We start from the raw sequence: 24,589 nt of genomic DNA on the forward strand, positions 1-24,589 counted from the left end.
GACGTCGGCGGTGAGAATCGGAGCATGGGACATCTCGAGGCGGCGCATCTGGAGTACTACCTACCGGACGGGCGGGTCCTCCTCGGCGACGCCTCGTTCCGCGTGGGCGAAGGCGCGGTGGTCGCCCTGGTCGGGGCGAACGGCGCGGGCAAGACGACCCTGCTGCGGCTGATGGCGGGTGAGCTGCAGGCGCACGGCGGGACGGTGTCGTCGAGCGGCGGGCTCGGCGTGATGCGGCAGTTCGTCGGATCCGTACGGGACGAGCGGACCGTACGCGACCTGCTGGTGTCGGTGGCCCAGACGCGGATCAGGGAAGCGGCCGCGGCAGTGGATGCCGCGGAACACCTGATCATGACGGTCGACGACGAGGCCGCGCAGATGGCATACGCGCAGGCGCTGAGCGACTGGGCGGAGGCGCGGGGGTACGAGGCCGAGACGGTCTGGGACATGTGCACGACCGCCGCGCTGGGTGTTCCGTACGAGAGCGCGCAGTGGCGGCTGGTGCGCACCCTCAGCGGCGGCGAGCAGAAACGGCTGGTGCTGGAGGCGCTGCTGCGGGGGCCCGAGGAGGTGCTGCTCCTCGACGAGCCGGACAACTATCTGGACGTGCCGGGGAAGCGGTGGCTGGAGGACCGGCTGAAGGAGACCCGTAAGACGGTCCTCTTCGTCTCTCACGACCGGGAGCTGCTGTCGCGGACGGCCGAGAAGATCGTGAGCGTGGAGCCGGGGCCCGCGGGGTCGGACGTGTGGGTGCACGGCGGAGGCTTCGGTACGTATCACGACGCGCGGCGGGAGCGGTTCGCGCGCTTCGAGGAGCTGAAGCGGCGCTGGGACGAGGAGCACGCGCGGCTGCGCGCGCTCGTGCTGCGGCTGCGGCAGCAGGCGGCGATCAGCCCCGACATGGCGTCGCGGTACCGGGCGATGCAGACGCGCTTCAAGAAGTTCGAGGAGGCGGGCCCGCCGGCCGAGCCGCCGCGCGAGCAGGACATCAAGATGCGGCTGCGGGGCGGGCGCACCGGGGTACGGGCGGTGACCTGCGCCGGCCTTGAGCTCACCGGGCTGATGAAACCGTTCTCGCTGGAGATCTTCTACGGGGAGCGGGTCGCCGTGCTCGGCTCCAACGGGTCCGGGAAGTCGCACTTCCTGCGACTGCTGGCGGGCGACGCGTCCGTGGCGCACAAGGGCGAGTGGAAGCTGGGGGCGCGGGTGGTGCCCGGGCACTTCGCGCAGACGCACGCGCACCCGGAACTGCTCGGGCGGACGCTGGTCGACATCCTGTGGACCGAGCACGCGAAGGACCGGGGCGGGGCGATGTCGGTCCTGCGGCGCTACGAACTGGAGCGGCAGGGGGACCAGCGCTTCGAGAAGCTGTCGGGCGGACAGCAGGCGCGGTTCCAGATCCTGCTCCTGGAGCTGGCGGGCACGACGGCGCTGCTGCTGGACGAGCCGACGGACAACCTGGACCTGGAGTCGGCGGAGGCGCTGCAGGAGGGGCTGGAGGCGTACGAGGGGACGGTGCTGGCGGTGACGCACGACAGGTGGTTCGCGAAGACGTTCGACCGGTATCTGGTGTTCGGGGCGGACGGGGTGGTGCGGGAGGCGGGGGAGCCGGTGTGGGACGAGGGGAGGGTGGCGCGGGCGCGGTGAGGTGTTGGCGGGGGGCGCCTGCGGCGGGCGTTTCCCCCACCCCGCCCCTTCCCGAAACCGTGGCTCCGCCCCGGACCCGGCGGTGCGGCAGCTTCGCGCCGCGCGACTCGTGCGGGGGCTGCCGGGTGCGGACGGGCTGCGCCGCACGCGGGTGAGTGGGTCGGCCGCTGCGGGCGGCCGTTTCGCGCCGCCGGGTGCGGGCGGGGTGCGCCCACGCTGGGCGGGTCCGGCCTGGGGGCCGGGATCCGCGGGAGCACCCGGACAGGCCCTGGGTGCGGCAGCTGAGGGCCCCAGGGGCCGCCCCGGGGCCCGAGCCGCGATCGGGTGCTGCGCAGGGCGTACAGGGGCATCCTGGCGTCGGTGGGAGCGGGAACCGGCCAAGCCCAGCGCGCGTATTTTGACCCAGGTGGGGGACCGCGGGTATTCTTCTGGTTCGTTATGCGTATTGGCTTGCTCTATCTCACGTGAGGGGCCCTTACGCCGGTCCACCGGGCCGATGACCAGCGGCAGGCACTCGGGTTGCGTCCCCGTAGCGCCGCCAAGGCTGTCGTGATCGTCCGGGTGGCCTTGTCAGGACCCGTCCCCTCAGCCCTAGCGGGCTTGGGAGACCCCATCACTGAAGAAGCGAAGGCATACGACCGTGCGTACGTACAGCCCCAAGCCCGGCGATGTGACGCGCCAGTGGCACATCATCGACGCGCAGGACATTGTCCTGGGCCGTCTGGCGACCACCGCCGCCACCCTTCTGCGGGGCAAGCACAAGCCGATCTACGCGCCGCACGTTGACGCTGGTGACTTCGTCATCATCATCAACGCCGAGAAGGTGCACCTCTCCGGCAACAAGCGGACCCAGAAGATGGCGTACCGCCACTCCGGCTACCCGGGTGGTCTGCGTTCCATCCGTTACGACGAGCTGCTCGCCAAGAGCCCCGAGAAGGCCATCGAGAAGGCCGTCAAGGGCATGCTCCCCAAGAACACCCTGGGCCGTCAGATGCTCTCGAAGCTGAAGGTCTACGCGGGCGAGAACCACCCGCACGCTGCTCAGCAGCCGGTCCCGTTCGAGATCACCCAGGTCGCGCAGTAGTTCCGGCCACCCCCTAAGACGAAAAGAAATCTGAGGAGAATCGTGGCCGAGACCACTGCAGAGACCCCGCTCGAGGGCGAAGAGACCTTCGCCGAGGTGACGACCTTCGAGTCGGAAGCCCCCGTCGAGGGCGAGTACACCTCCGAGTCCATGGCGTCCCGCTTCGGCGACCCGCAGCCGGCTGCCGGCCTGGGCCGTCGCAAGAACGCCATCGCCCGCGTCCGGATCGTTCCGGGCACCGGCAAGTGGAAGATCAACGGTCGCACCCTTGAGGAGTACTTCCCCAACAAGGTGCACCAGCAGGAAGTCAACGAGCCCTTCAAGGTGCTCGAGCTCGACAACCGCTACGACGTCATCGCCCGCATCTCGGGTGGCGGCGTCTCCGGCCAGGCCGGCGCCCTGCGCCTCGGCGTGGCCCGCGCGCTGAACGAGGCGGACATGGACAACAACCGCCCGGCGCTCAAGAAGGCCGGCTTCCTCTCCCGCGACGACCGTGCGGTCGAGCGCAAGAAGGCCGGTCTGAAGAAGGCCCGCAAGGCCCCGCAGTACAGCAAGCGCTAAATCGCTCGCTGGCCTGTACGGCTTACGTTCGCCCCGGCGGCACTCCGTGCTGCCGGGGCGTTCGTTTATCAACTACCTCGGGCGCATAACGGGCTATGGCGCTCAGAGGCTTGCATTTTCGGAGCATTTCGGAGGACAGCTGTGGGACGACTCTTCGGCACGGACGGCGTGCGCGGTGTCGCCAATGCGGATCTGACGGCGGAGCTCGCGCTCGGCCTCTCAGTCGCTGCGGCACATGTGCTCGCCGAAGCGGGGACCTTTGCAGGGCATCGGCCGACCGCCGTGGTCGGCCGTGATCCGCGAGCGTCGGGAGAGTTCCTGGAGGCCGCCGTCGTGGCGGGCCTCGCGAGCGCGGGCGTCGACGTCCTGCGCGTCGGTGTGCTGCCCACCCCCGCCGTGGCGTATCTCACCGGCGCCCTCGGTGCCGACCTCGGTGTGATGCTCTCCGCGAGCCACAACGCCATGCCGGACAACGGCATCAAGTTCTTCGCGCGCGGCGGCCACAAGCTCGCCGACGAGCTCGAGGACCGTATCGAGACGGTCTACGAGCAGCACCGCACCGGCGAGCCCTGGGAGCGGCCCACCGGCGCGGGCGTCGGCCGGGTCACCGACTACGACGAGGGCTTCGACAAGTACGTCGCCCATCTGATCGCCGTGCTGCCGAACCGCCTCGACGGCCTCAAGGTCGTCCTCGACGAGGCGCACGGCGCGGCCGCCCGCGTCTCGCCCGAGGCCTTCGCCCGGGCCGGGGCCGAGGTCGTCACCATCGGCGCCGACCCCGACGGGCTCAACATCAACGACGGCTGCGGGTCCACGCACCTGGGCCTGCTGAAGGCCGCCGTCATCGAGCACGGCGCCGACCTCGGGATCGCGCACGACGGCGACGCGGACCGCTGCCTGGCCGTCGACGGCTCGGGTGAGGAAGTCGACGGGGACCAGATTCTGGCCGTGCTCGCCCTGGCGATGCGCGAGGCCGGGACGCTGCGCAAGGACACCGTCGTCGCCACCGTCATGTCCAACCTCGGCTTCAAGCTGGCGATGGAGCGCGAGGGCGTACAGCTGGTGCAGACCGCGGTCGGCGACCGCTACGTACTGGAGTCGATGAAGGCCGAGGGCTACGCCCTGGGCGGCGAGCAGTCCGGGCACGTCATCGTCCTCGACCACGCGACGACCGGCGACGGCACGCTCACCGGCCTGATGCTGGCGGCCCGGGTCGCCGCGACCGGCCGTTCGCTGGCCGAGCTGGCCGCCGTCATGAACCGGCTGCCGCAGGTGCTCATCAACGTCCCGGACGTCGACAAGTCCCGGGTGAAGACCTCCGCCGAGCTGGCAGGCGCCGTAGCCGACGCGGAGCGCGAGCTGGGCGCCACCGGTCGCGTACTGCTGCGTCCTTCGGGCACCGAGCCGCTCGTACGGGTCATGGTCGAAGCCGCCGACATCGAGCAGGCCCGCTCGGTGGCGGGGCGGCTCGCGGACGCGGTCAAGTCCGCGCTCGGCTGATCCTCCCGGACCCACACAGCCGGAGGGGTCTGATTCAGGCCCCTCCGGACCTCGCCGCCGTACGCTCCCGCTGCCTGGCCCACAGGAACTTCTGCACCAGCAGCGTCAGCGTGCCCGCCAGCACGATGCCCAGCAGATTCAGCAGCAGCTGCTCGGCCGAGCCCCACGCCTGCTTGTACTCCTGGTAGCTGAAGGCCACCGCCGCGTTCGCCGCCGCCGGGACCGTCGTGACCGAGATCGCGACGCCCACCAGTGCCCCCGACTTCGCCGAGGTCAGCGAGAGCATGCCCGCCGAGCCCGCGAGCACCGCGACCACGAACGAGAACGCGTCGGGGCGGTAGATGAAGTTGGTGTTGGGGCGTTCGGCGCCCAGCTTCACCTCCTCGAAGAGGCCCACCGCGTCCATGAAGTAGCTGAAGGCCACCGTCAGCAGCATGGCAACGGCGAAGCCCACGATCAGCGCCAGGAACGAGCGCCACGCCAGGCGCGGGGCGCGCTGGACCAGCGCCGTGCAGAAGCCCGCCAGCGGGCCGAACTCCGGGCCCACCGCCATCGCACCGACGATCAGGATCGCGTTGTCGAGCACCACACCGCACGCCGCGATCATCGTCGCCAGCGTCAGGAAGGCGATGTAGGTGACCGAGAGCGTCGACTCCTCGTGGGTGGCGTCGGTCAGGTGCTCCCAGAGCACCGCGTCCGCGCCCTCGCCCGGCGCCTCGGCCTCCGCCTTGTCGGCGCGGCTGGAGAGCGACAGGTCGATGTTCTCGACCGAGATCGACCCGGTCTTGTCGATGCCCAGCGCGCGCAGGCTGCCGATGAGTTCGTCACCCGCCTCACGCGCCACGTCGCACAGCACCAGGTCGCCCGGGGGATTGCGGGCGACGCCCGGGACGACGGCCAGGTGGGTGGTGCCAACCGTCCCCTCCACGGTCCGTACGACGTCGTCCGTACGGTCGGCAGGAACGATCAGGCGCAGATGCAGCATCCTCAGAGTTTACGGAGGGAGAGGCGCTGCACCTTGTGGTCGGGTCCCTTGCGGAGCACGAGCGTGGCCCGGCCGCGCGTCGGCGCCACATTCTCCAGCAGATTGGGCTTGTTGATGGTGCGCCACATCGTGCGGGCGTAGTCCAGGGCCTCCTCCTCGGAGACCTGGGTGTACTTCCTGAAGTACGAGAACGGGTTCTGGAAGGCCGTCTCGCGCAGCTTGCGGAAGCGGTTGAGGTACCAGGTCTCGATGTCCTCGGGCCGCGCGTCCACGTACACACTGAAGTCGAAGTAGTCGGCGAGACCGACGCGGGTGCGGCCGTCCTTGCCGGGCAGGGCCGGCTGGAGGACGTTGAGGCCCTCGACGATCAGGATGTCGGGGCGGCGGACCGTGAGGCGCTCGTCCGGAACGATGTCGTAGATCAGGTGGGAGTAGACGGGGGCGGTGACCTCGTCCTTGCCCGCCTTGATGTCCGCGACGAAACGGGTCAGCGCACGGCGGTCGTACGACTCGGGGAAGCCCTTGCGCGACATCAGGCCGCGGGACTCCAGCTCCTTCATCGGCAGCAGAAAGCCGTCGGTGGTGACCAGCTCGACCCGCGGGTGCTCCGGCCAGCGGGCCAGCATCGCCTGGAGGACACGCGCGACGGTGGACTTGCCGACCGCGACAGACCCGGCGACGCCTATGACGAAGGGGGTGCCGCGCTGCTCGCCGTGGCCGTTGCCGGCGTCGCCCAGGAAGGTGTTGAGCGCACCCCGCAGACCGGCCGTGGCCTGTACGTACAGATTCAGCAGCCGGGACAGCGGCAGGTAGACGTCCCGTACCTCGTCCAGATCGATGACATCGCCCAGACCGCGCAGCCGCTCGACCTCCTCGGCGGTGAGGGGGAGCGGGGTTTTGTCGCGCAGGGCGCTCCACTCCGCGCGGGTGAGGTCGACATACGGCGTCGACGCAGGCTCGGCCCGGCGGTGGGCGCTTCGTGGCGGCGAAGAGATCACACCGCCATTGTCGGGTGTGCCGGGCCTGCGTGGCGGGTGGGATCCATCACGCGAGAGGGCCGGCGGCCCGGCCGGAATGTCAGTGGCGTACGTCACAGTTATGGAGAAGGTGGACGCCTGCCGACGTCCGTGAAGCCCGAGGGGTGGCCCCATGAAGTATGCGATTCAGGCGGAAGGCCTGGCCAAGCGTTTCAACGAGACCGAGGCACTGGCGGGAGTGGATCTGGCGGCCCGTACGGGCACGGTGCTGGGTCTGCTCGGGCCCAATGGCGCGGGGAAGACGACGGCAGTGCGGATCTTCGCCACGCTGCTGCAGCCCGACGGTGGCAGAGCCCTCGTGGCCGGACACGATGTCGTGCGGGAGGCCGGTGTGGTGCGCTCCCTCGTCGGCCTGACCGGGCAGTACGCCGCCGTGGACGAGAACCTCACCGGTACCGAGAATCTGCTGCTGATCGGTCGCCTGCTCGGTCTGCCGAGGGGCGCGGCAAAGGGGCGGGCGGCGGAGCTGCTGGGCCGCTTTGGGCTGAGCGACGCGGCGGGGCGCGCGGTGAAGACGTACTCGGGCGGTATGCGGCGACGCCTGGACCTGGCGGCCAGCCTGGTCGGACGGCCGAGCATCCTGTTCCTGGACGAGCCGACCACCGGCCTGGACCCGCAGAGCCGTGGCGAGCTGTGGGACATGCTGCGTGCCCTGGTCGCGGACGGTGCCACCGCCCTGCTGACCACGCAGTATCTGAACGAGGCGGATGTGCTCGCCGACGAGATCGTGGTGATCGACAAGGGGCGGGTCATCGCCGAGGGCACCCCGGACGCGCTCAAGTCGCAGATCGGCGGCCAGGTGCTCGAGGTGCGGCCGGTGCTGGCGCAGGACCTGGCGCGTGCGCATGCGCTGGTGGCCCGGGAAGCCGGTCCGCACACCCAGATCGAGGGACAGTCGATCACCGCGCCGGTGAAGGACCCTCAGCTGATGCCCTCGGTGGTGCGCACGCTCGACCGCGAGGGGATAGCGGTGGGCGAGCTGACGCTTCGGCGCTCCTCGCTGGACGAGGTCTTCCTGGCGCTGACCGGGCACCGTGCGGAGCCCGCGCAACCGGACGGGACCGATGCGGAGGAGAGCGAGTTCGAGAAGGCGGTGAGTTCGCTGTGACCGCGACGACGATCACTGCTCCGATCGGCAAGTCGGGCCGGGTGCGGCCACTTGCCGGGCTCCAGCAGACCTTCACCATGGCCTGGCGGAGTCTGGTGGCGGTCAAGCACAACCCGCTGGAATTGGTGGACTACAGCATCACGCCGATCATGTTCGTGTTCCTCTTCACGTTCGTGCTGGGCGGCCAGATGGCCGGTTCGCCGCAGGAGTACCTGAAGTACGCGCTGCCCGGGATCATCGTCCAGAACACGCTGTTCATGACGATGTACACGGCGATGGCGCTGAACACCGACCTGACCAAGGGCGTTTTCGACCGGCTGCGCAGCCTGCCGATAGCCCGCTCCGCCCCGCTCATCGGCCGGATCGTGGCTGACCTCGCCAAGCATGTGTGGGCGATGCTGCTGATGATCGGCCTCGGCCTGCTGCTGGGCTTCAGGATCACCGGCGGATGGGACGGATTCCTGCTCGGCGCACTGCTGTTGGTGGTCTTCGCGGCGGCGGTGTCGTGGAGCGCGGTGCTGATCGGGATGCTGGCGGGCGACGCGGAGAAGGTCCAGGCCATCGCCTTCACGATCATCTTCCCGATCACCTTCACCAGCAGCGCGTTCGTGATGGTCGACACGATGCCCGGCTGGCTCCAGGCGTGGAGCGACGTCAACCCGGTCACGCATCTGTCGGACGCGTACCGCGGTCTGCTGCTCGGCGGGCCGGTCGCGGAGCCGGTGCTGTGGTCGCTGCTGTGGGCTGCCGGGATAGCCGCGGTCTTCTACCCGTTGGCGATGCGGGCGTACCGGGCGAAAGCATGACCCGGTCGGTGCGCGCCTGCCGTCTGGGACGGGACAGGCGCGGGCCGTAGGCTGCCGACATGTGCGGAATCGTGGGTTACGTCGGCGGACAGTCGGCGCTTGATGTGGTCATCGCGGGCCTCAAGCGGCTCGAGTACCGGGGCTACGACTCGGCCGGTGTGGCGGTACTCGCCGACGGCGGGCTTGCCGCGGCGAAGAAGGCGGGCAAGCTCGTCAATCTGGAGAAGGAGTTGGTCGGCAGGCCGCTGCCGAGCGGCTCCACCGGCATCGGGCACACCAGGTGGGCAACCCATGGCGGGCCCACGGACGCCAATGCCCACCCTCATCTGGACAACGCGGGACGCGTCGCGGTCGTACACAACGGGATCATCGAGAACTTCGCCGCCCTGCGGGCCGAGTTGACCGACCGAGGGCACGAACTGGCGTCGGAGACCGACACCGAGGTCGTGGCGCATCTGCTCGCCGAGTCCTTCTCGTCGTGCGGCGACCTGGCCGAGTCGATGCGCCAGGTGTGCCGACAGCTTCAGGGCGCGTTCACGCTGGTCGCCGTGCACGCGGACGAGCCGGACGTCGTGGTCGGTGCCCGGCGGAACTCCCCGCTGGTCGTCGGAGTCGGCGAGGGCGAGTCCTTCCTCGCCTCCGACGTGGCCGCCTTCATCGCGCACACGCGCTCGGCCATCGAGCTGGGGCAGGACCAGGTGGTGGAGCTGCGCCGGGACGGTGTGACCGTCACCGACTTCGACGGAGCGCCCGGGCAGGTGCGCACGTACCACGTGGACTGGGACGCGTCGGCCGCCGAGAAGGGCGGTTACGACTACTTCATGCTCAAGGAGATCGCAGAGCAGCCGAAGGCGGTCGCCGACACCCTGCTGGGCCGGATCGACGCGGAGGGCTCCCTCAGCCTCGACGAGGTGCGGATCCCGGTGTCGGTGCTGCGGGACGCGACCAAGGTCGTCATCGTGGCCTGCGGTACCGCTTTCCACGCGGGGATGATCGCCAAGTACGCCATCGAGCACTGGACCCGCATCCCGTGCGAGGTGGAGCTGGCGAGCGAGTTCCGCTACCGGGACCCGATCCTGGACCAGCGCACGCTGGTGATCGCGATCTCGCAGTCGGGCGAGACGATGGACACCCTCATGGCCGTGCGGCACGCGCGCGAGCAGGGCGCGAAGGTACTGGCCATCTGCAATACGAACGGCTCCACGATCCCGCGGGAGTCGGACGCGGTGCTGTACACGCACGCCGGTCCCGAGGTCGCGGTCGCCTCCACGAAGGCGTTTCTGACCCAGCTGGTGGCCTGTTATCTGGTGGCGCTGTATCTGGGCCAGCTGCGCGGCACCAAGTGGGGCGACGAGATCCAGGCCGTCATCCGCGACCTGGCACAGATCTCCGGCGAGGTCGAGAGGGTCCTGGAGACGATGGAGCCGGTGCGGGAGCTGGCACGCTCGCTCGCTGACAAGAACACGGTGCTGTTCCTGGGACGGCATGTGGGCTATCCGGTGGCGCTGGAGGGCGCGCTCAAGCTCAAGGAGCTCGCGTACATGCACGCGGAGGGCTTCGCGGCCGGTGAGCTCAAGCACGGGCCCATCGCGCTGATCGAGGAGGATCTGCCGGTGGTGGTCGTGGTGCCGTCGCCACGCGGGCGCTCCGTTCTCCACGACAAGATCGTCTCGAATATCCAGGAGATCCGGGCGCGCGGTGCGCGGACGATCGTCATCGCGGAGGAGGGGGACGAGACGGTCGTGCCGTACGCGGACCATCTCATCCGGATCCCGGCGACGCCGACGCTGCTTCAGCCGCTGGTGGCCACCGTGCCGCTGCAGGTCTTCGCCTGCGAGCTGGCGACGGCGCGAGGCAACGAGGTCGACCAGCCGCGCAACCTCGCGAAGTCTGTCACCGTCGAATGATCATCGGGGTGGGGATCGACGTCGCCGAGATCGACAGGTTCGCCGCATCGCTGCGGCGTACGCCCGGAATGGCCGAACGGGTCTTCCTGGAGCGGGAGTTGCTGCTGCCGAGCGGTGAGCAGCGCGGATACGCCTCCCTCGCGGCCCGATTCGCCGCGAAGGAGGCCGTCGCCAAGGCGCTCGGCGCGCCCGGCGGACTGCACTGGACCGACGCCGAGGTGTACGTCGAGGACAGCGGTCAGCCGCGGCTGCGGGTGCGCGGGACGGTCGCGGCGCGGGCGGCCGAGCTCGGTGTGCGCTCCTGGCATGTGTCGCTCAGTCACGACGCGGGGGTGGCGTCGGCGGTGGTGATCGCGGAGGGTTGAGCGTATGCGTACCGCTTACCGCGTGGAGACCGTACGGGCCGCCGAGGCCGAGTTGATGGCCCGCCTCCCCGAGGGCGCGCTCATGCAGCGCGCGGCCGCCGGGCTGGCCGCCGCCTGCGCCGGTCTGCTGGGCCGGGTGTACGGAGCCAGGGTCGTGCTGCTCGTCGGCAGCGGGGACAACGGCGGCGACGCGCTGTACGCGGGGGCACGGCTCGCACGGCGCGGGGCGGGCGTCGCGGCCGTACTGCTCGGCTCGCGCGCCCACGAGGGCGGCCTCGCGGCGCTGCTCGGCGCGGGCGGACAGGTCGCGGACGACCCGTTCGAGGTGCTGGCCTTCACCGATCTGGTGCTGGACGGAGTGACCGGGATCGGCGGCCACGGCGGGCTGCGTCCGGACGCGGTGCCGGTGGTCCGGGCCGCGCGCGGGTCCAACGCCGCGGTCGTCGCGGTCGATCTGCCGAGTGGGGTCGAGGCGGACAGCGGCGAGGTGCACGGCGAGGCGCTGCGGGCCGACGCGACGGTGACGTTCGGCACGTACAAGCCGGCGCTGCTGATCGATCCGGCACGGGAGTACGCGGGGACGGTGCGGCTCGTTGGCATCGGTCTCGAGGACCACCTGCCGTCCGTGCCCGATGTCGAGGCGCTCCAACACGTGGATGTGGCGCAGCTGTTGCCGGTCCCGGCCGCCGAGAGCGACAAGTACCGGCGGGGTGTCGTCGGCGTCGTCGCCGGGTCCGCGCGCTACCCGGGCGCCGCCGTGCTCGCCGTCGCGGGCGCACTGCGGGGCGGTGCGGGCGCCGTGCGGTACGTCGGTCCCGCGGCCGACGCCGTGATCGCCCGCTTCCCCGAGGCCCTGGTCCACGCCGGGCCGCCGTCGAAGGCGGGCCGCGTGCAGGCGTGGGTGGTCGGGCCGGGTCTCGGCGACGGGGGCGATGCGGTGGATGCCGTACGGGACGTACTGGACTCCGACGTACCGGTGCTGGTCGACGCGGACGGGCTGCGGCTGCTGGACGCGGCGACGGTGCGCGGCAGGAGCGCGCCCATGCTGCTGACCCCGCACGCGGGGGAGGCTGCCGCGCTGCTGGGCGTGCCGCGCGAGGACGTCGAGTCCGCGCGGCTCGCCTCCGTACGGGAGCTGGCCGCGCGCTACGGGGCGACGGTGCTGCTCAAGGGCTCGACCACCCTGGTCGCCGCGCCGGACGGCGGCCGGACCCCGGTCCGGGTGAACCCGATGGGCACGCCCTGGCTGGCCACGGCCGGAAGCGGCGACGTCCTCTCCGGCCTGGCGGGCTCGCTGCTGGCCGCGGGCCTGGACGCGCGGGACGCGGGCTCGGTGGCGGCCTATCTGCACGGCCTGGCGGCGCGACACGCGGCGGCGGAGGGCACGCCGATCACGTCGTACGAGGTGGCGGACGCGCTGCGGTACGCGTGGCGGGACGTACGAGCCTGACCGGGGGCGCTGCCCCCGGACCCCCGCGCCTCAAACTCCCCCAGACTTCGTCCGGGGGGACCCCCACGGGGCTGAAGTTCAGCCCGTCCGGCGTTTGAGGACACTCCCCCTACGCCCTGCGGGCGTGGGGGGACCCCCAGAAGGGCGTCCGGGGTCTGGGGGCTTGCCCCCAGTTCGGGAAGGGGCGGGTTGGGGAAAGCGCCGCAGGCGGCCGCGTCGTGAGGAACCGCACAACCGTTGCACGGGCGCTGTCGTACGGCTCTGAGACACTGGGCGCGATGAGCCAGACACCACCCCTGAGAGCCCGTGCCGAAATCGACCTCGCGGCCCTGCGCGCCAACGTCCGCGCGCTCCGTGCCCGCGCACCCCGTGCTGCCCTGATGGCCGTGGTGAAGTCGGACGCGTACGGACACGGCATCGTGCCCTGCGCGAAGGCCGCGCTCGAGGCGGGCGCGACTTGGCTGGGCACCGCCACACCCCACGAGGCGCTCACCCTGCGTGCGGCGGGTATCCAGGCGCGCGTGTTGTGCTGGCTGTGGACACCGGGCGGGCCCTGGCGCGAGGCCATCGAGGCCGATCTCGACATGTCGGTGAGCGGTCTGTGGGCCCTTCGGGAGGTCACAGCCGCCGCCCGCGAGGCGGGGCGACCGGCCAGGATCCAGCTCAAGTGCGACACGGGCCTGGGGCGCAACGGCTGCCAGCCGGCCGACTGGCCCGAGCTGGTCGCCGCCGCGCTCGCCGCCGAGGCCGAGGGCACGGTCGAGGTCACCGGCCTGTGGTCGCACCTCGCCTGTGCCGACGAGCCCGGGCACCCCTCGATCACCGCCCAGCTGGACGTGTTCCGCGACCTGGTGGCGTACGCCGAGAAGGCGGGCATCACCCCCGAGGTCCGGCACATCGCCAACTCCCCGGCGACGCTGACCCTTCCGGAGACCCACTTCGACCTCGTCCGGACCGGCATCGCCATTTACGGCGTCTCGCCCAGCCCCGAGCTGGGCACGCCCGCGGACTTCGGGCTGCGGCCCGTGATGACGCTCGCCGCGTCCGTGGCCCTGGTCAAGCGGGTCCCGGCCGGTCACGGCGTCAGCTACGGACATCACTACGTCACGGCGGAGGAGACGACGCTCGGCCTTGTCCCGCTCGGCTACGCGGACGGCATTCCGCGCCATGCCTCGGGCCGGGGACCGGTTCTGGTGGGCGGCACATGGCGCCGGGTCGCGGGCCGGGTCGCCATGGACCAGTTCGTGGTCGACCTCGGACCGGACGGCGGGGCGGTCGCCGAGGGCACCGAAGCGCTGCTGTTCGGCCCGGGCGACCGGGGTGAGCCGACCGCCGAGGACTGGGCCCAGGCGGCGGGCACCATCGCGTACGAGATCGTCACCCGCATCGGAACAAGGGTTCCGCGCGTCTACCTGAACGAGGACTCCGACGAGTAGGAGCGGCACGGTGAGCGAGACCAGCACGGGGGACGTCGTGGCGGCCGCGGCGACGGCCGCCACGACGGGCAACTGGCGCAAGGCGGGCATCGCCGGCGCCGCGATAGGTGTGATCGCCGCGGGCGCGGCCGCGGGCGTCGCACTGGAGCGCCTCACGGTCGGCCGCGGCATGCGCAAGAAGGCCCGGCTCGCGCTGGACGCCTCGGGGCCGTACGGCTCCCTGCGCGGCCTGCCGGGCACGGCGACCGCCGACGACGGCACGCAGCTCTACTACGAGGCGGACGAGGTGGACCCGGAGGCGGGCGCCCCGCGGCGACGCCGGCTCTTCGGCCGCAAGATGCCCGCACCGGTCACCGTCGTCTTCAGCCACGGCTACTGCCTGAGCCAGGACTCCTGGCACTTCCAGCGCGCCGCCCTTCGCGGTCTCGTACGCACGGTGTACTGGGACCAGCGCAGCCACGGCCGCTCGGAAAGGGGCGCCTCCCAGAGGGGACCGGAGGCTGTTCCGGTCACCATCGACCAGCTGGGCCGCGACCTCAAGGCGGTCATCGACACGGCCGCGCCCGAGGGCCCGCTGGTGCTGGTCGGGCACTCGATGGGCGGGATGACGGTGATGGCGCTCGCCGACCAGTTCCCCGAGCTCGTACGGGAACGGGTCGTCGGGGTCGCCTTCGTCGGCACCTCGTCCGGGCAGCTCGGCGAGGTCAACTACGGGCTGCCGGTCGCGGGAGTGAATGCCGTACGGCGCGTGCTGCCCGGCGTCCTCAAGGCGCTCGGCTCCCAGGCCGAACTGGTCGAGCGGGGTCGCCGGGCCACCGCGGATCTGTTCGCGGGCCTGATCAAGCGGTATTCGTTCTCGTCCAAGGACGTGGACCCGGCGGTCGCGCGGTTCGCGGAGCGGCTCATCGAGTCGACCCCGATCGATGTGGTCGCGGAGTTCTATCCGGCCTTTGTCGAGCACGACAAGGCCGGGGCGCTGGAGATCTTCCTGGAGGTCCCGGTGCTCGTCCTGGCCGGGGACAAGGATCTGGTGACGCCGAGCTCCCATAGCGAGGCGATCGCGGACTTGCTTCCCGACTCGGAGCTGGTGATCGTGCCGGACGCCGGGCATCTGGTGATGCTGGAGCACCCGGAGGTCGTCACCGACCGGCTGGCGGACCTGCTGGCCCGGGTCGGCGCGGTCCCGGCACCGGCTAACGTTGGCCCGTATGGAAGCACCGCACAGCCCGGCGGCTGAGTCTGCCGCCGCCCGTCTCCTTGTCGAGTCCCCCGAGCAGATGCAGGAGCTGGGGCGCAGCCTCGCCAAGCTGCTGCGCCCCGGCGACCTGGTGATGCTCACCGGCGAGCTCGGCGCGGGCAAGACGACGCTGACCCGGGGCCTGGGCGAGGGCCTCGGGGTCCGGGGCGCCGTCACTTCCCCGACCTTTGTCATCGCGCGCGTCCACCCCTCGCTGACCGGGGGGCCTGCCCTGGTCCATGTGGACGCGTACCGCCTGGGCGGCGGGCTCGACGAGATGGAGGACCTCGATCTCGATGTCTCGCTGCCCGAGTCGGTGGTGGTCGTGGAGTGGGGGGTCGGCAAGGTCGAGGACCTGTCGGACGACCGGCTGCATGTTCTGATCCACCGCATGGTCGGAGACACGGTGGACGACCACCGCGAGGTCACCCTGACGGCCTTCGGCGCCCGCTGGGCGCAGGTGGATCTGGCGGCCCTGGGGGGCTGAGCCGCGACCGGGCCGGTCCGAGCGCGCGACGCGCGCAGAAAGGGTTGGTCGTTCCGACAAGACGTCGGCAAAATGTTGCGCGGGCCGTACCGGACGTGGTCACATGGTACTGAGACCTGGTTAGGTCTACCTAACCACGCCTGCCCCGGAGCCCCAGGAGGCGTCCATGTCGGCATCCGAGCGCGAATCAGAGCCGCGGCAGCAGCCGGCGCCGCCGGTGCCGATGTCACCGTCGGCCCTGTCGATGCGTGACCTGCTGGCGTCGTGTGCGGCGGCCAGCGCGGTCTCCACCCCGCCCCGCGTCGAGCAACACGCCGGGGAGCGTGAACCGCGCCGCGACGCGGCCTAGTCCGTTCGGGTGTATCGGCGACGCTTGAGGCGCCGTGCTACGGGACGACGACGACCTTCGAGCCGATCGCCGCGAACTTCCACATCGCGTCGCCGTCCGCCCGCTTCATCCGTACGCCGCCGGTCCTCTTGTCCGGGTCGGGGCTCGCCATCGACCCGTCCACCGCGGCGCTGAAGCCGATCGCCACACTGTCGACGCTCGCGAAGCGCACCACATGCTCGATGCGCACCCCGTCCGAGCCGGGCACGCTCCCGGAGCGTGAGGTGACGGTGTACACACCGGGCACTGGGCCGACGGTCGACGGCATGACCTCGAAGGTCCGCTCCAGCTTGCCGTTGCGGCCCACCAGCCACACGCGCCGCTCGCCGAGCGCGTACACCACGCGCACGCCCTTGCCCGACTTCGCGGGCACCGCCAGCGGGTTCTTGGGCTTCTGCACGGTACCGCCGGAGGCCTGCGCCGAGGGGACCGCAGTGGGTGTCGCCGGACTGCCGAACTGGTCGGGGGCGCTCGCCGACGCCTGGTAGGCGAGGAATCCGACGACGGCCAGCGCTGCCGCCGTGAGCCCGGCCACGAGACCCGAGCTGCTCCGTGCCACCGTGCCCACCTTTCTGATGTACGTATCCGTTGGTGACGTTAGCAGCAGCCGCACGCGCGGACGGGGCACCGTGGCCAGGCCGCCGGAGCCGTAGGCTGTTTGCGTGCTCCTGCTCGCCGTTGATACCGCCACGCCCGCCGTCACCGCCGCTCTCCACGACGGCAGCTCCGTCGTCGCCGAGTCCTCGTCCGTCGACGCGCGCCGCCATGGGGAACTGCTGCTCCCCGCCGTCGACCGCGTCCTTGCCGAGGCCGGGGTGAAACTCGACGCCGTCACCGCGGTGGTGGCCGGGGTCGGGCCCGGTCCGTACACCGGACTGCGGGTCGGCCTGGTGACGGCCGCGACCTTCGGCTCGGCGCTGGGGGTGCCGGTGTACGGGCTGTGCACGCTGGACGGCCTCGCGTACGCCTCCGCTCTGGAGGAGCCGTTCGTGGTGGCGACGGACGCGCGCCGCAAGGAGGTGTACTGGGCGCGGTACGAGTCCGCGCGCGCCCGGGTGGGCGAGCCGTCCGTCGATCGCCCCGCCGACATTGCCGAGCAGCTCGCGGGCCTGCCCGCCGTCGGAGCGGGGGCGCTGCTCTACCCCGAGGCCTTCCCGGACGCCCGCGTGCCCGAGCATGTCTCGGCCGGGGCGCTCGCCTCGCTGGCGGCCGAGAAGCTGGCAGCGGGTGAGGCGTTCCTGCCGCCGCTGCCGCTGTATTTGCGCAGGCCCGACGCCCAGGTGCCGAAGAACTACAAGGTGGTCACCCCCAAGTGACCGACGCCGCCACCGTCGTGCTGCGCGAGATGCGCTGGTGGGACCTGGAGCCCGTGCTCGCGCTCGAGCACGCGCTCTTCCCCGAGGACGCCTGGTCGGCCGGGATGTTCTGGTCCGAGCTCGCCCATGCGCGCGGGCCGCAGGCCACCCGCCGCTATGTGGTTGCCGAGGCCGAGGGGAAGATCGTCGGCTACGCGGGCCTCGCGGCGGCCGGCGGGCTCGGTGACGTACAGACCATCGCTGTCGCCCGCGAGCAGTGGGGCACCGGACTCGGGTCCCGGCTCCTGACCGATCTGCTGCAGCACGCCACCGCCTTCGAGTGCGACGAGGTGCTCCTCGAAGTGCGCGTGGACAACACCAGGGCCCAGAAGCTGTACGAACGCTTCGGCTTCGAGCCCATCGGATTCCGCCGCGGCTACTACCAGCCGGGCAATGTCGACGCCCTCGTCATGCGGCTCCACGTACAAGGAACAGAGACTTAACAGATGGCTGACGAACCGCTCGTACTCGGCATCGAGACCTCCTGCGACGAGACCGGCGTCGGCATCGTCCGCGGCACGACCCTGCTCGCGGACGCCGTCGCCTCCAGCGTGGACACGCACGCCCGCTTCGGCGGCGTGGTGCCCGAGATCGCCTCGCGCGCGCATCTGGAGGCGATGGTGCCGACCATCGAGCGCGCCCTGAAGGAGGCGGGCGTCTCGGCGCGCGACCTCGACGGCATCGCGGTGACGGCGGGGCCGGGGCTCGCGGGCGCGCTGCTGGTCGGCGTCTCGGCGGCGAAGGCGTACGCCTACGCGCTGAACAAGCCGCTGTACGGCGTGAACCACCTGGCCTCGCACATCTGCGTCGACCAGTTGGAGCACGGGCCGCTGCCGGAGCCGACGATGGCGCTGCTGGTCAGCGGCGGCCACTCGTCCCTGCTGCTCGCGCCCGACATCACCTCGGACGTACGGCCGCTCGGCGCGACGATCGACGACGCGGCGGGCGAGGCCTTCGACAAGATCGCCCGGGTGCTCGATCTCGGCTTCCCCGGCGGTCCGGTGATCGACCGTCTTGCGAAGGAGGGAGACCCGGCCGCGATCGCGTTCCCGCGCGGACTGACCGGTTCGCGCGACGCGGCGTACGACTTCTCCTTCTCGGGGCTCAAGACCTCGGTTGCCCGCTGGATCGAGGCCAAGCGGGCCGCGGGCGAGGAGGTGCCCGTACGGGATGTGGCGGCGTCCTTCCAGGAGGCGGTCGTCGATGTGCTGACCCGCAAGGCCGTACGCGCCTGTCAGGACGAGGGCGTGGACCACCTGATGATCGGCGGGGGAGTGGCCGCCAACTCGCGGCTGCGGGCGCTTGCCCAGGAGCGCTGCGAGCGGGCCGGGATCCGGCTGAGGGTGCCGCGGCCGAAACTGTGCACGGACAACGGCGCGATGGTGGCGGCTCTGGGCGCGGAGATGGTGGCGCGGGGCAGGCCGACGTCCGACCTGGAGCTGTCGGCGGATTCGTCGCTTCCGGTGACCGATCCGCACGTTCCCGGTCGGGGCCACGACCATGTGCACGAGGTCAGCAGGGAGAACTTGTACAAGTGACCGTCACGCTGATGTGGGAGGCCCGGGCGGTCCAGGGGAGGGGCGCCGAGCTGCTGGAGTGGGCGCGGGCCCAGGAGCTGGCGAGCGAGCCGCTGCGCCGGGAGACCTTCCGCGCCCCGCAGGACCGGGTCCTGGTCATGACCTGGTGGGACGCGGACGACGTGGGCGCCGAACTGCCCGAACTCCCGGAGCCCGACGCTCAGTTGATCACGCGGCCGGTCCACCGCTGGCGCTTCGAGTCGGTGGAGACGCGGCCGTAGCCAGGCCCCGATCGGACCGTAGCGGGTGGCCGCACCGGTGGCCGTACCCGGGCCCGCCGGGAAAATCCCTGAAGAATTCCGGGGAGGCTGTCGATCCGGCCGTCTCCTGTTCGACGCATGGGTGAGAGGCGGGGAACGGCCCCGCTCTCCCGAACCGAGGAGTCACCATGCCGCGCTTCCTGTCGATGGTCCGTGTCAACGAGAACGAGCTCGCCGGGGCGGACTTCCCCGAGGACTTCAACGAGCGTATGGGCAAGCTGCTGGAGGAGATCACCAAGGCCGGGGTCATGCTGGACACGGCGGGGCTGACCCCGACCTCCGACGGCACTCGCGTGAGCTGGTCCGACGGGAAGCTGAGCTACACCGACGGCCCGTTCACCGAGAGCAAGGAGGTCATCGGCGGCTACGCCATCATGCAGTGCAAGGACAAGGCGGAGGCGCTCGAATGGACCAAGCGCTTCCTGGAGATCCATCCGAAGCAGTGGGCGGTCACCTGCGAGCTCCGCCAGATCGACGAGGGCTGATCCGGCCGCGCTTGCCCGGCTTCGGCACGGCTGCTCTGATGGGTAGCCGTGACGGCAGCAAGCGCGACCGAAACGGTCGAAGCGGTATTCAGGATCGAGTCTGCGCGGATCATCGCCGGTGTCACCCGCATCGTGCGGGACGTGGGCATCGCCGAGGAGCTCGCGCAGGACGCTCTGGTCGCCGCGCTGGAGCAGTGGCCGGAGTCGGGTGTCCCGGACAAGCCGGGCGCCTGGCTCATGGCCACCGCCAAACACAGGGCGATCGATCTCGTCCGCCGCAAGGAGACGTACGCCCGCAAGCTGGCGGAGGTCGGGCGGGACCTGGAGGACGTAGCGCCGCCGCCCGAGCCGTCGGGTCCCGACGACATCGACGACGACCTGCTGCGGCTGATCTTCACCGCATGCCACCCGGTGCTGTCGACGGACGCCCGGATCGCACTCACGCTCAAGCTCCTCGGCGGCCTGACCACCGAGGAGATCGCTCGCGCGTTCCTGGCCGGCGAGCCCGCGGTCGCCCAGCGCATCGTCCGCGCGAAGCGGTCCCTGGCGAAGGCGGGCGTCCCCTTCGAGGTCCCGTACGGCTCCGACCGCGCCGAGCGCCTCGGTTCGGTGCTCGAGGTCATCTACCTGGTCTTCAACGAGGGGTACTCGGCCACGGCAGGCGACGACCTCGTACGGCCGGCGCTCTGCGAGGACGCGCTGCGGCTGGCCCGGGTGCTGCAGGGTCTGATGCCGAAGGAGCCCGAAGTGCACGGCCTGGCCGCGCTGTTGGAGTTCCAGGCCTCGCGCATCGCGACCCGGACAGGCCCGGACGGCGAGCCCGTCCTGATCGCCGACCAGAACCGCTCCCGGTGGAACCGCCTGCTGATCCGCCGCGGCGTCGAGGCACTGCACCGCGCGGGCCGTGGACCGTACGCCCTCCAGGCCGCGATCGCCGCGTGTCACACGCAGGCGGTGACGTACGAGGACACGGACTGGGCGACGATCGCCACGCTGTACGGGCAGTTGGTGGCGCTGATGCCCTCGCCGGTCGTGGAACTGAACCGGGCGGTGGCCGTCTCGATGGCCGAGGGCCCCGAGGCCGGTCTGGAGCTGGTCGACGCCCTTTCCGACGAACCGGCGCTGAAGGACTACCACTTGCTGCCGACCGTACGAGGCGACCTGCTGGAGCGAGTGGGACGTACGGAGGAGGCACGGGCGGAGTTCGAGCGGGCGGCGTCCTTGACGCGTAACGCACGGGAGCGGGAACTCCTGCTGAAGCGGGCCCGGGAATCCGGCTGACCCGGGCGGGCGCCCCGACGGCCGCGGCGGGCGGCGCGCACCGCTGATCCGCGCTCAGGGGCGGTGGTGGGCCCGCATGTGGGCGTGGCCCAGCCCACCCGGAACCCTAACAACGCAGGCTGACAGCACGCCCGTTGCACACCGCGGGGCCCCCTGTGACCCGGACTACGCGGGCCGCCCGATCAGCATCGTCGGCGCCCCCGCCACCCGCGTCAGGAACACCGTCGCCGCGTTCGGTCCGTGCGGCTTCACCTTGCGGCGCAGCTCCTCCGGTTCCACCGCCGAGCCGCGCTTCTTCACCGTGAGTACGCCGACGCCGCGTTCCCGCAGCAGCGCCTTCAACTTCTTCAGATTGAAGTGGAGTTCATCAGTGATCTCGTACGCGGTCGCGTACGGCGTCGGGCGGAGCTCGTCCGCCGTGATGTACGCGATCGTCTCGTCGATCAGTCCGCCGTCCAGCTGCTCGGCGGCCTCGGCGACCAGATGCGCACGGATGACGGCGCCGTCCGGCTCGTACAGATAGCGGCCGACCTTCCTGACGCCGGGGTCGGGCAGGCCGCGGCCGGTGAGGGAGTGCGGGCCCGGAAGCAGGGTCGCGCCGAGGGTGGAGGGGCGGGTTCCGAACCAGAGCACCGCTTCCTTCACGTCGCCGCCGTCCGAGATCCACTCCGCCTCGGCGTCCTCGGGGATCGCCTCGTGCGGGACGCCGGGGGCGATCTTGAGGGCCGCGTGCGGGCGGGTGCGGGCCGCGGCGATTGCCCAGGACAGGGGCGGGGAGTAGGCCTCGGGGTCGAAGATCCTGCCCCTGCCGCCCCGCCGCGCCGGGTCCACGAACACCGCGTCGTACGGCGCCGTGTCGGTCTCCGTGACATCGGCGCACCGGACCTCGATCAGCTCGGCCAGCCCCAGCGCCTGTGCGTTCGCCCGTGCGACCTGTGCCGTCAGCGGGTCCCGGTCCACCGCCAGTACGGAGATGCCCCGGCGGGCGAGCGCGATGGCGTCGCCGCCGATGCCGCTGCACAGGTCCGCCACGCTGCGCACGCCGAGGGAGGCGAAGCGTCCGGCGCGGTACGAGGCGACGGAGCGGCGGGTCGCCTGCTCGACGCCGCTCGGCGTGAAGAACATCCGCCGTGCGTCCTCGGGCCCGAACTTCGCGACCGCGCGCTGCCGCAGGCGCGCCTGCCCGAGGGCCGCCGAGACCAGTTCCGCGGGGTGTTCGCGGCGCAGTCGGGTGGCTGTGGCCAGCTCCTTCGCCGGGTCGTAGTCGACCAGGGAGTCGAGCAGTGCCCGTCCCTCCTCGGTGAGCAGTGCGGCGAAGGAGGCGAGGGGATCGAGGTCGTTCACCCGGCCCATTGTGGGCCAGACGGGGGATGGTGCGCCCGCGGTGGCGGTGTCGGCCGGGCCGTACGGATTCGTGCTGACAGGATCCAGCGCCATGCAACTAGTACGACAAAAGGAAAATAAGCATGGAAAGTGGGGCCGAATGGTCCTCGCCGTGCTCATGGTCGCCGCCATCGGCTCGGGATGTGCCGCCGAGTCGTGGGACGACCCCGGCGGCTCGCCCGCTGCCCCCGGTCGGCAGGCCGGACCGGCAGGCGCGCTCTCCGCGTACGTGGAGAAGGTGAAGCGCGCCCAGGCCGTACGGGCGGTCGCCGCCAAGAAATGGGGCCTGGCCAAGACGCCGCTCGCCGCGCCCCCGCCGCCCGGCGCCAAGCCGAAGATCACCACCCGCAAGGGCTTCGAGGTCGACGGCGGCGAGTCCTTGCCACCGGTCTTCACGACCGTGCCGGTGAAGGAGAAGATTGTCTTCCTGACGATCGACGACGGCGCGGAGAAGGACCCCGCCTTTCTCCGGATGATGAGCGATCTTCAGATCCCGTACAGCGCCTTCCTCAGCGACTACCTGATCAGCAGCAACTACGGCTACTTCAAGCAGATGCAGGACCGAGGCGTCTCGCTGCACAACCACACCCTCAACCACCGCTATCTGCGCGGCCTTTCGTACGCCCAGCAGAAGCACGAGATCTGCGACCAGCAGACCAAGCTCGAGAAGCGGTACGGAATCAGGCCCCCGCTCTTCCGCCCGCCGTACGGCAGCTACAACGAGGACACGCTGCGCATCGCCCGGTCGTGCGGCATCAAAGCCATTCCCCTGTGGGCGGCCGAGGCGTTTCCCGATCGCGTGGAGTGGCGCGAGCGGGACCGGGCCCTGCACCCCGGCGACATCATCCTCACTCACTTCCGTGGCCGCAAAGACTGGAAGGGCAGCATGCCGGACATGATCCGGCGGGTGATGAAGACGGTCACCGACAAGGGCTACGCCGTGGCCAAGCTGGAGGACTACGTATGAGGCAGTCGCACCGGCTGCTGGCCGGACTGCTGGCGGCCGGTGCGCTCCTCACCGCGGGGTGCGCCCAGTCGGTCGACCCGATCGAGCGCCTCGGGCGCAAGGCCGCGCGGCAGGTCACTCCGGGCACGGGTGCGCCACGGTCCGCGGCGCACAGGCGGTGGGGGCTGGCCGGACCGCTCACCCGCGCGCCCCGGCCGCCCGCCCACAGGCTCTCGGCGGCGTATGTCGTGGACCATGTGCCGACCCGCGACAAGGTGGTCTTCCTCGCCGTCGACGCGGGTGCGGCGCGCGATCCGCGGTTTGTGCGGATGACGGGCGAACTGAAGCTGCCGGTCAGCGTGTTCCGTGCCGAGGGGCGGCCCGATCTGCCCACGCTCTCGTACGAGGGACAGCGCGCCGAGATCTGCGGGCAGCGCCGCAGCCGCCTGTTCCACCCGCCCCGCGGCGCGTACAACGCGGACACGCTGCGGGCCGCAGCCGACTGCGGGGTCCGTGCGGTGGTGCTCGGCCGCGAGTTCGGTGAGTACGCGCTGGGCGAACAGCTGCGGCCCGGCGACATCGTCCGGGCGGATGCGAGGGCGACCGGAGCGCTGCTGCGCCGTATCCAGGAGCAGGGATACGCGGTGGGGCGACTGGAGGACTACGTCTGACCCGGCGCCGCCCGGGCGGCGGAACCCTGGCATCGGCGACGGCGTTGTCCGTACCGGGACCGCACCGCGGCGCACCGGTGAATTGGCACTCCGCTTGACCGAGTGCTAATCGCAGTCATAGTCTCGGGTCTGGCACTCCCCACTGGAGAGTGCCAACGCAGCGACGGGCAGGTCCGGCACCCGCGACGACGGATCCACCTGGTCGCCATCCAGACAGTTAACCCCGTGAGATCTCCGAAGGGGGAGGTCGGATCGTGACGACCGCCAGCTCCAAGGTTGCCATCAAGCCGCTCGAGGACCGCATTGTGGTCCAGCCGCTCGACGCCGAGCAGACCACGGCCTCTGGCCTGGTCATCCCGGACACCGCGAAGGAGAAGCCCCAGGAGGGCGTCGTCCTTGCCGTGGGCCCGGGCCGCTTCGAGAACGGCGAGCGTCTTCCGCTCGACGTCAAGACCGGCGACGTCGTGCTGTACAGCAAGTACGGCGGCACCGAGGTGAAGTACAACGGCGAGGAATACCTCGTCCTCTCGGCTCGCGACGTGCTCGCGATCGTCGAGAAGTAATTCACCCACGTTTTTGATCTGCGCCCCTGGCCCCCGCACTGATGTAGCCGGGTGCCCAGGGGCGCAGTTC

At 71.1% G+C, this 24,589-nt stretch carries 26 protein-coding genes; 22 read left to right on the forward strand and 4 right to left on the reverse strand.

Annotated elements, in window-relative coordinates:
• Nucleotides 1–24: 24 nt before the first annotated feature.
• The 4 genes from OG741_RS24115 (at nt 25) to glmM (ending at nt 4,792) form a co-directional block, all read left to right on the forward strand.
• Nucleotides 25–1,647 carry an ATP-binding cassette domain-containing protein gene (locus OG741_RS24115; protein WP_405601122.1) on the forward strand — a complete coding sequence of 541 codons (1,623 nt, stop codon included), beginning with the start codon at nt 25–27 and terminating at the stop codon, nt 1,645–1,647.
• 640 nt (nt 1,648–2,287) lie between these two features.
• The gene (gene rplM, locus OG741_RS24120; RefSeq protein WP_100108616.1) at nt 2,288–2,731 is read left to right on the forward strand and encodes a 50S ribosomal protein L13; all 444 of its coding nucleotides are present in this window, start codon (nt 2,288–2,290) and stop codon (nt 2,729–2,731) included.
• A 42-nt stretch (nt 2,732–2,773) separates the two neighbouring features.
• A complete protein-coding gene (rpsI, locus tag OG741_RS24125) occupies nt 2,774–3,292 on the forward strand; it encodes a 30S ribosomal protein S9 (protein WP_266479141.1) in 519 nt (172 codons plus the stop codon).
• A gap of 141 nt (nt 3,293–3,433) precedes the next feature.
• Nucleotides 3,434–4,792 (forward strand): phosphoglucosamine mutase, encoded by a 1,359-nt coding sequence (gene glmM, locus OG741_RS24130; protein WP_405601124.1) that lies wholly within the window; start codon nt 3,434–3,436, stop codon nt 4,790–4,792.
• A 34-nt stretch (nt 4,793–4,826) separates the two neighbouring features.
• Here glmM and OG741_RS24135 read toward each other — a convergent pair whose 3' ends face one another.
• Nucleotides 4,827–5,777 carry a DUF389 domain-containing protein gene (locus OG741_RS24135; protein ID WP_405601126.1) on the reverse strand — a complete coding sequence of 317 codons (951 nt, stop codon included), beginning with the start codon at nt 5,775–5,777 and terminating at the stop codon, nt 4,827–4,829.
• Nucleotides 5,778–5,779: 2 nt separating this feature from the next.
• Nucleotides 5,780–6,775 (reverse strand): type I pantothenate kinase, encoded by a 996-nt coding sequence (gene coaA, locus OG741_RS24140; protein WP_328670957.1) that lies wholly within the window; start codon nt 6,773–6,775, stop codon nt 5,780–5,782.
• Between the two features lie 151 nt (nt 6,776–6,926).
• Here coaA and OG741_RS24145 point away from each other — a divergent pair, with 151 nt between their 5' ends.
• From OG741_RS24145 to OG741_RS24185, 9 genes are all read left to right on the forward strand, one after another.
• The gene (locus tag OG741_RS24145; protein WP_405601129.1) at nt 6,927–7,922 is read left to right on the forward strand and encodes an ATP-binding cassette domain-containing protein; all 996 of its coding nucleotides are present in this window, start codon (nt 6,927–6,929) and stop codon (nt 7,920–7,922) included.
• A complete protein-coding gene (locus OG741_RS24150) occupies nt 7,919–8,728 on the forward strand; it encodes an ABC transporter permease (protein WP_405601132.1) in 810 nt (269 codons plus the stop codon). The genes OG741_RS24145 and OG741_RS24150 overlap by 4 nt, the downstream gene beginning before the upstream one ends.
• Nucleotides 8,729–8,787: 59 nt before the next feature.
• On the forward strand, nt 8,788–10,635 hold the full coding sequence (gene glmS, locus OG741_RS24155) for a glutamine--fructose-6-phosphate transaminase (isomerizing) (RefSeq protein WP_405601135.1): 1,848 nt from the start codon (nt 8,788–8,790) through the stop codon (nt 10,633–10,635).
• The gene (locus tag OG741_RS24160; RefSeq protein WP_266486630.1) at nt 10,632–11,000 is read left to right on the forward strand and encodes a holo-ACP synthase; all 369 of its coding nucleotides are present in this window, start codon (nt 10,632–10,634) and stop codon (nt 10,998–11,000) included. Before glmS ends, OG741_RS24160 begins: the two co-directional genes overlap by 4 nt.
• A gap of 4 nt (nt 11,001–11,004) precedes the next feature.
• Nucleotides 11,005–12,450 (forward strand): NAD(P)H-hydrate dehydratase, encoded by a 1,446-nt coding sequence (locus OG741_RS24165; protein ID WP_405601137.1) that lies wholly within the window; start codon nt 11,005–11,007, stop codon nt 12,448–12,450.
• 278 nt (nt 12,451–12,728) lie between these two features.
• A complete protein-coding gene (alr, locus tag OG741_RS24170; RefSeq protein ID WP_405601138.1) occupies nt 12,729–13,886 on the forward strand; it encodes an alanine racemase in 1,158 nt (385 codons plus the stop codon).
• Between the two features lie 10 nt (nt 13,887–13,896).
• Nucleotides 13,897–15,123, forward strand: coding sequence for an alpha/beta fold hydrolase (locus tag OG741_RS24175; RefSeq protein WP_405601140.1), 1,227 nt, complete (start codon nt 13,897–13,899; stop codon nt 15,121–15,123).
• Entirely contained in the window at nt 15,095–15,610 is a 516-nt protein-coding gene (gene tsaE, locus OG741_RS24180; RefSeq protein ID WP_405601142.1) for a tRNA (adenosine(37)-N6)-threonylcarbamoyltransferase complex ATPase subunit type 1 TsaE, read from the forward strand. Before OG741_RS24175 ends, tsaE begins: the two co-directional genes overlap by 29 nt.
• A 166-nt stretch (nt 15,611–15,776) precedes the next feature.
• On the forward strand, nt 15,777–15,959 hold the full coding sequence (locus OG741_RS24185) for a hypothetical protein (protein ID WP_405601145.1): 183 nt from the start codon (nt 15,777–15,779) through the stop codon (nt 15,957–15,959).
• Between the two features lie 37 nt (nt 15,960–15,996).
• Here the strand turns inward: OG741_RS24185 and OG741_RS24190 are convergent, their stop codons facing one another.
• A complete protein-coding gene (locus OG741_RS24190; protein ID WP_405601147.1) occupies nt 15,997–16,557 on the reverse strand; it encodes a hypothetical protein in 561 nt (186 codons plus the stop codon).
• 103 nt (nt 16,558–16,660) lie between these two features.
• On the opposite strand from OG741_RS24190, the gene tsaB reads away from it, so the two are divergent.
• The 6 genes from tsaB to OG741_RS24220 all read left to right on the forward strand — a co-directional run bounded on the left by tsaB (nt 16,661) and on the right by OG741_RS24220 (nt 20,956).
• The gene (tsaB, locus tag OG741_RS24195; RefSeq protein WP_405601149.1) at nt 16,661–17,314 is read left to right on the forward strand and encodes a tRNA (adenosine(37)-N6)-threonylcarbamoyltransferase complex dimerization subunit type 1 TsaB; all 654 of its coding nucleotides are present in this window, start codon (nt 16,661–16,663) and stop codon (nt 17,312–17,314) included.
• Between the two features lie 29 nt (nt 17,315–17,343).
• Nucleotides 17,344–17,796 (forward strand): ribosomal protein S18-alanine N-acetyltransferase, encoded by a 453-nt coding sequence (gene rimI / locus OG741_RS24200; RefSeq protein ID WP_328682399.1) that lies wholly within the window; start codon nt 17,344–17,346, stop codon nt 17,794–17,796.
• Nucleotides 17,797–17,799: 3 nt separating this feature from the next.
• The gene (gene tsaD, locus OG741_RS24205; protein ID WP_405601152.1) at nt 17,800–18,891 is read left to right on the forward strand and encodes a tRNA (adenosine(37)-N6)-threonylcarbamoyltransferase complex transferase subunit TsaD; all 1,092 of its coding nucleotides are present in this window, start codon (nt 17,800–17,802) and stop codon (nt 18,889–18,891) included.
• A complete protein-coding gene (locus tag OG741_RS24210; protein WP_405601154.1) occupies nt 18,888–19,151 on the forward strand; it encodes a hypothetical protein in 264 nt (87 codons plus the stop codon). The genes tsaD and OG741_RS24210 overlap by 4 nt, the downstream gene beginning before the upstream one ends.
• A gap of 167 nt (nt 19,152–19,318) precedes the next feature.
• Nucleotides 19,319–19,675 carry a YciI family protein gene (locus tag OG741_RS24215; protein WP_405601156.1) on the forward strand — a complete coding sequence of 119 codons (357 nt, stop codon included), beginning with the start codon at nt 19,319–19,321 and terminating at the stop codon, nt 19,673–19,675.
• Between the two features lie 48 nt (nt 19,676–19,723).
• On the forward strand, nt 19,724–20,956 hold the full coding sequence (locus OG741_RS24220; protein ID WP_405601158.1) for an RNA polymerase sigma factor: 1,233 nt from the start codon (nt 19,724–19,726) through the stop codon (nt 20,954–20,956).
• A gap of 165 nt (nt 20,957–21,121) precedes the next feature.
• Here OG741_RS24220 and OG741_RS24225 read toward each other — a convergent pair whose 3' ends face one another.
• Nucleotides 21,122–22,309 (reverse strand): THUMP-like domain-containing protein, encoded by a 1,188-nt coding sequence (locus tag OG741_RS24225; RefSeq protein ID WP_405605737.1) that lies wholly within the window; start codon nt 22,307–22,309, stop codon nt 21,122–21,124.
• An 82-nt stretch (nt 22,310–22,391) separates the two neighbouring features.
• On the opposite strand from OG741_RS24225, the gene OG741_RS24230 reads away from it, so the two are divergent.
• The 3 genes from OG741_RS24230 (at nt 22,392) to groES (ending at nt 24,519) form a co-directional block, all read left to right on the forward strand.
• On the forward strand, nt 22,392–23,306 hold the full coding sequence (locus OG741_RS24230) for a polysaccharide deacetylase family protein (RefSeq protein WP_405601160.1): 915 nt from the start codon (nt 22,392–22,394) through the stop codon (nt 23,304–23,306).
• Nucleotides 23,303–23,956 carry a hypothetical protein gene (locus OG741_RS24235; RefSeq protein WP_405601162.1) on the forward strand — a complete coding sequence of 218 codons (654 nt, stop codon included), beginning with the start codon at nt 23,303–23,305 and terminating at the stop codon, nt 23,954–23,956. Before OG741_RS24230 ends, OG741_RS24235 begins: the two co-directional genes overlap by 4 nt.
• A gap of 254 nt (nt 23,957–24,210) precedes the next feature.
• Nucleotides 24,211–24,519: a co-chaperone GroES gene (groES, locus tag OG741_RS24240; protein ID WP_266486653.1), complete on the forward strand. Its 309-nt coding sequence runs from the start codon at nt 24,211–24,213 to the stop codon at nt 24,517–24,519.
• Nucleotides 24,520–24,589: the final 70 nt, after the last annotated feature.

Source organism: Streptomyces sp. NBC_01410 (assembly GCF_045040195.1).
GTDB lineage: Bacteria > Actinomycetota > Actinomycetes > Streptomycetales > Streptomycetaceae > Streptomyces.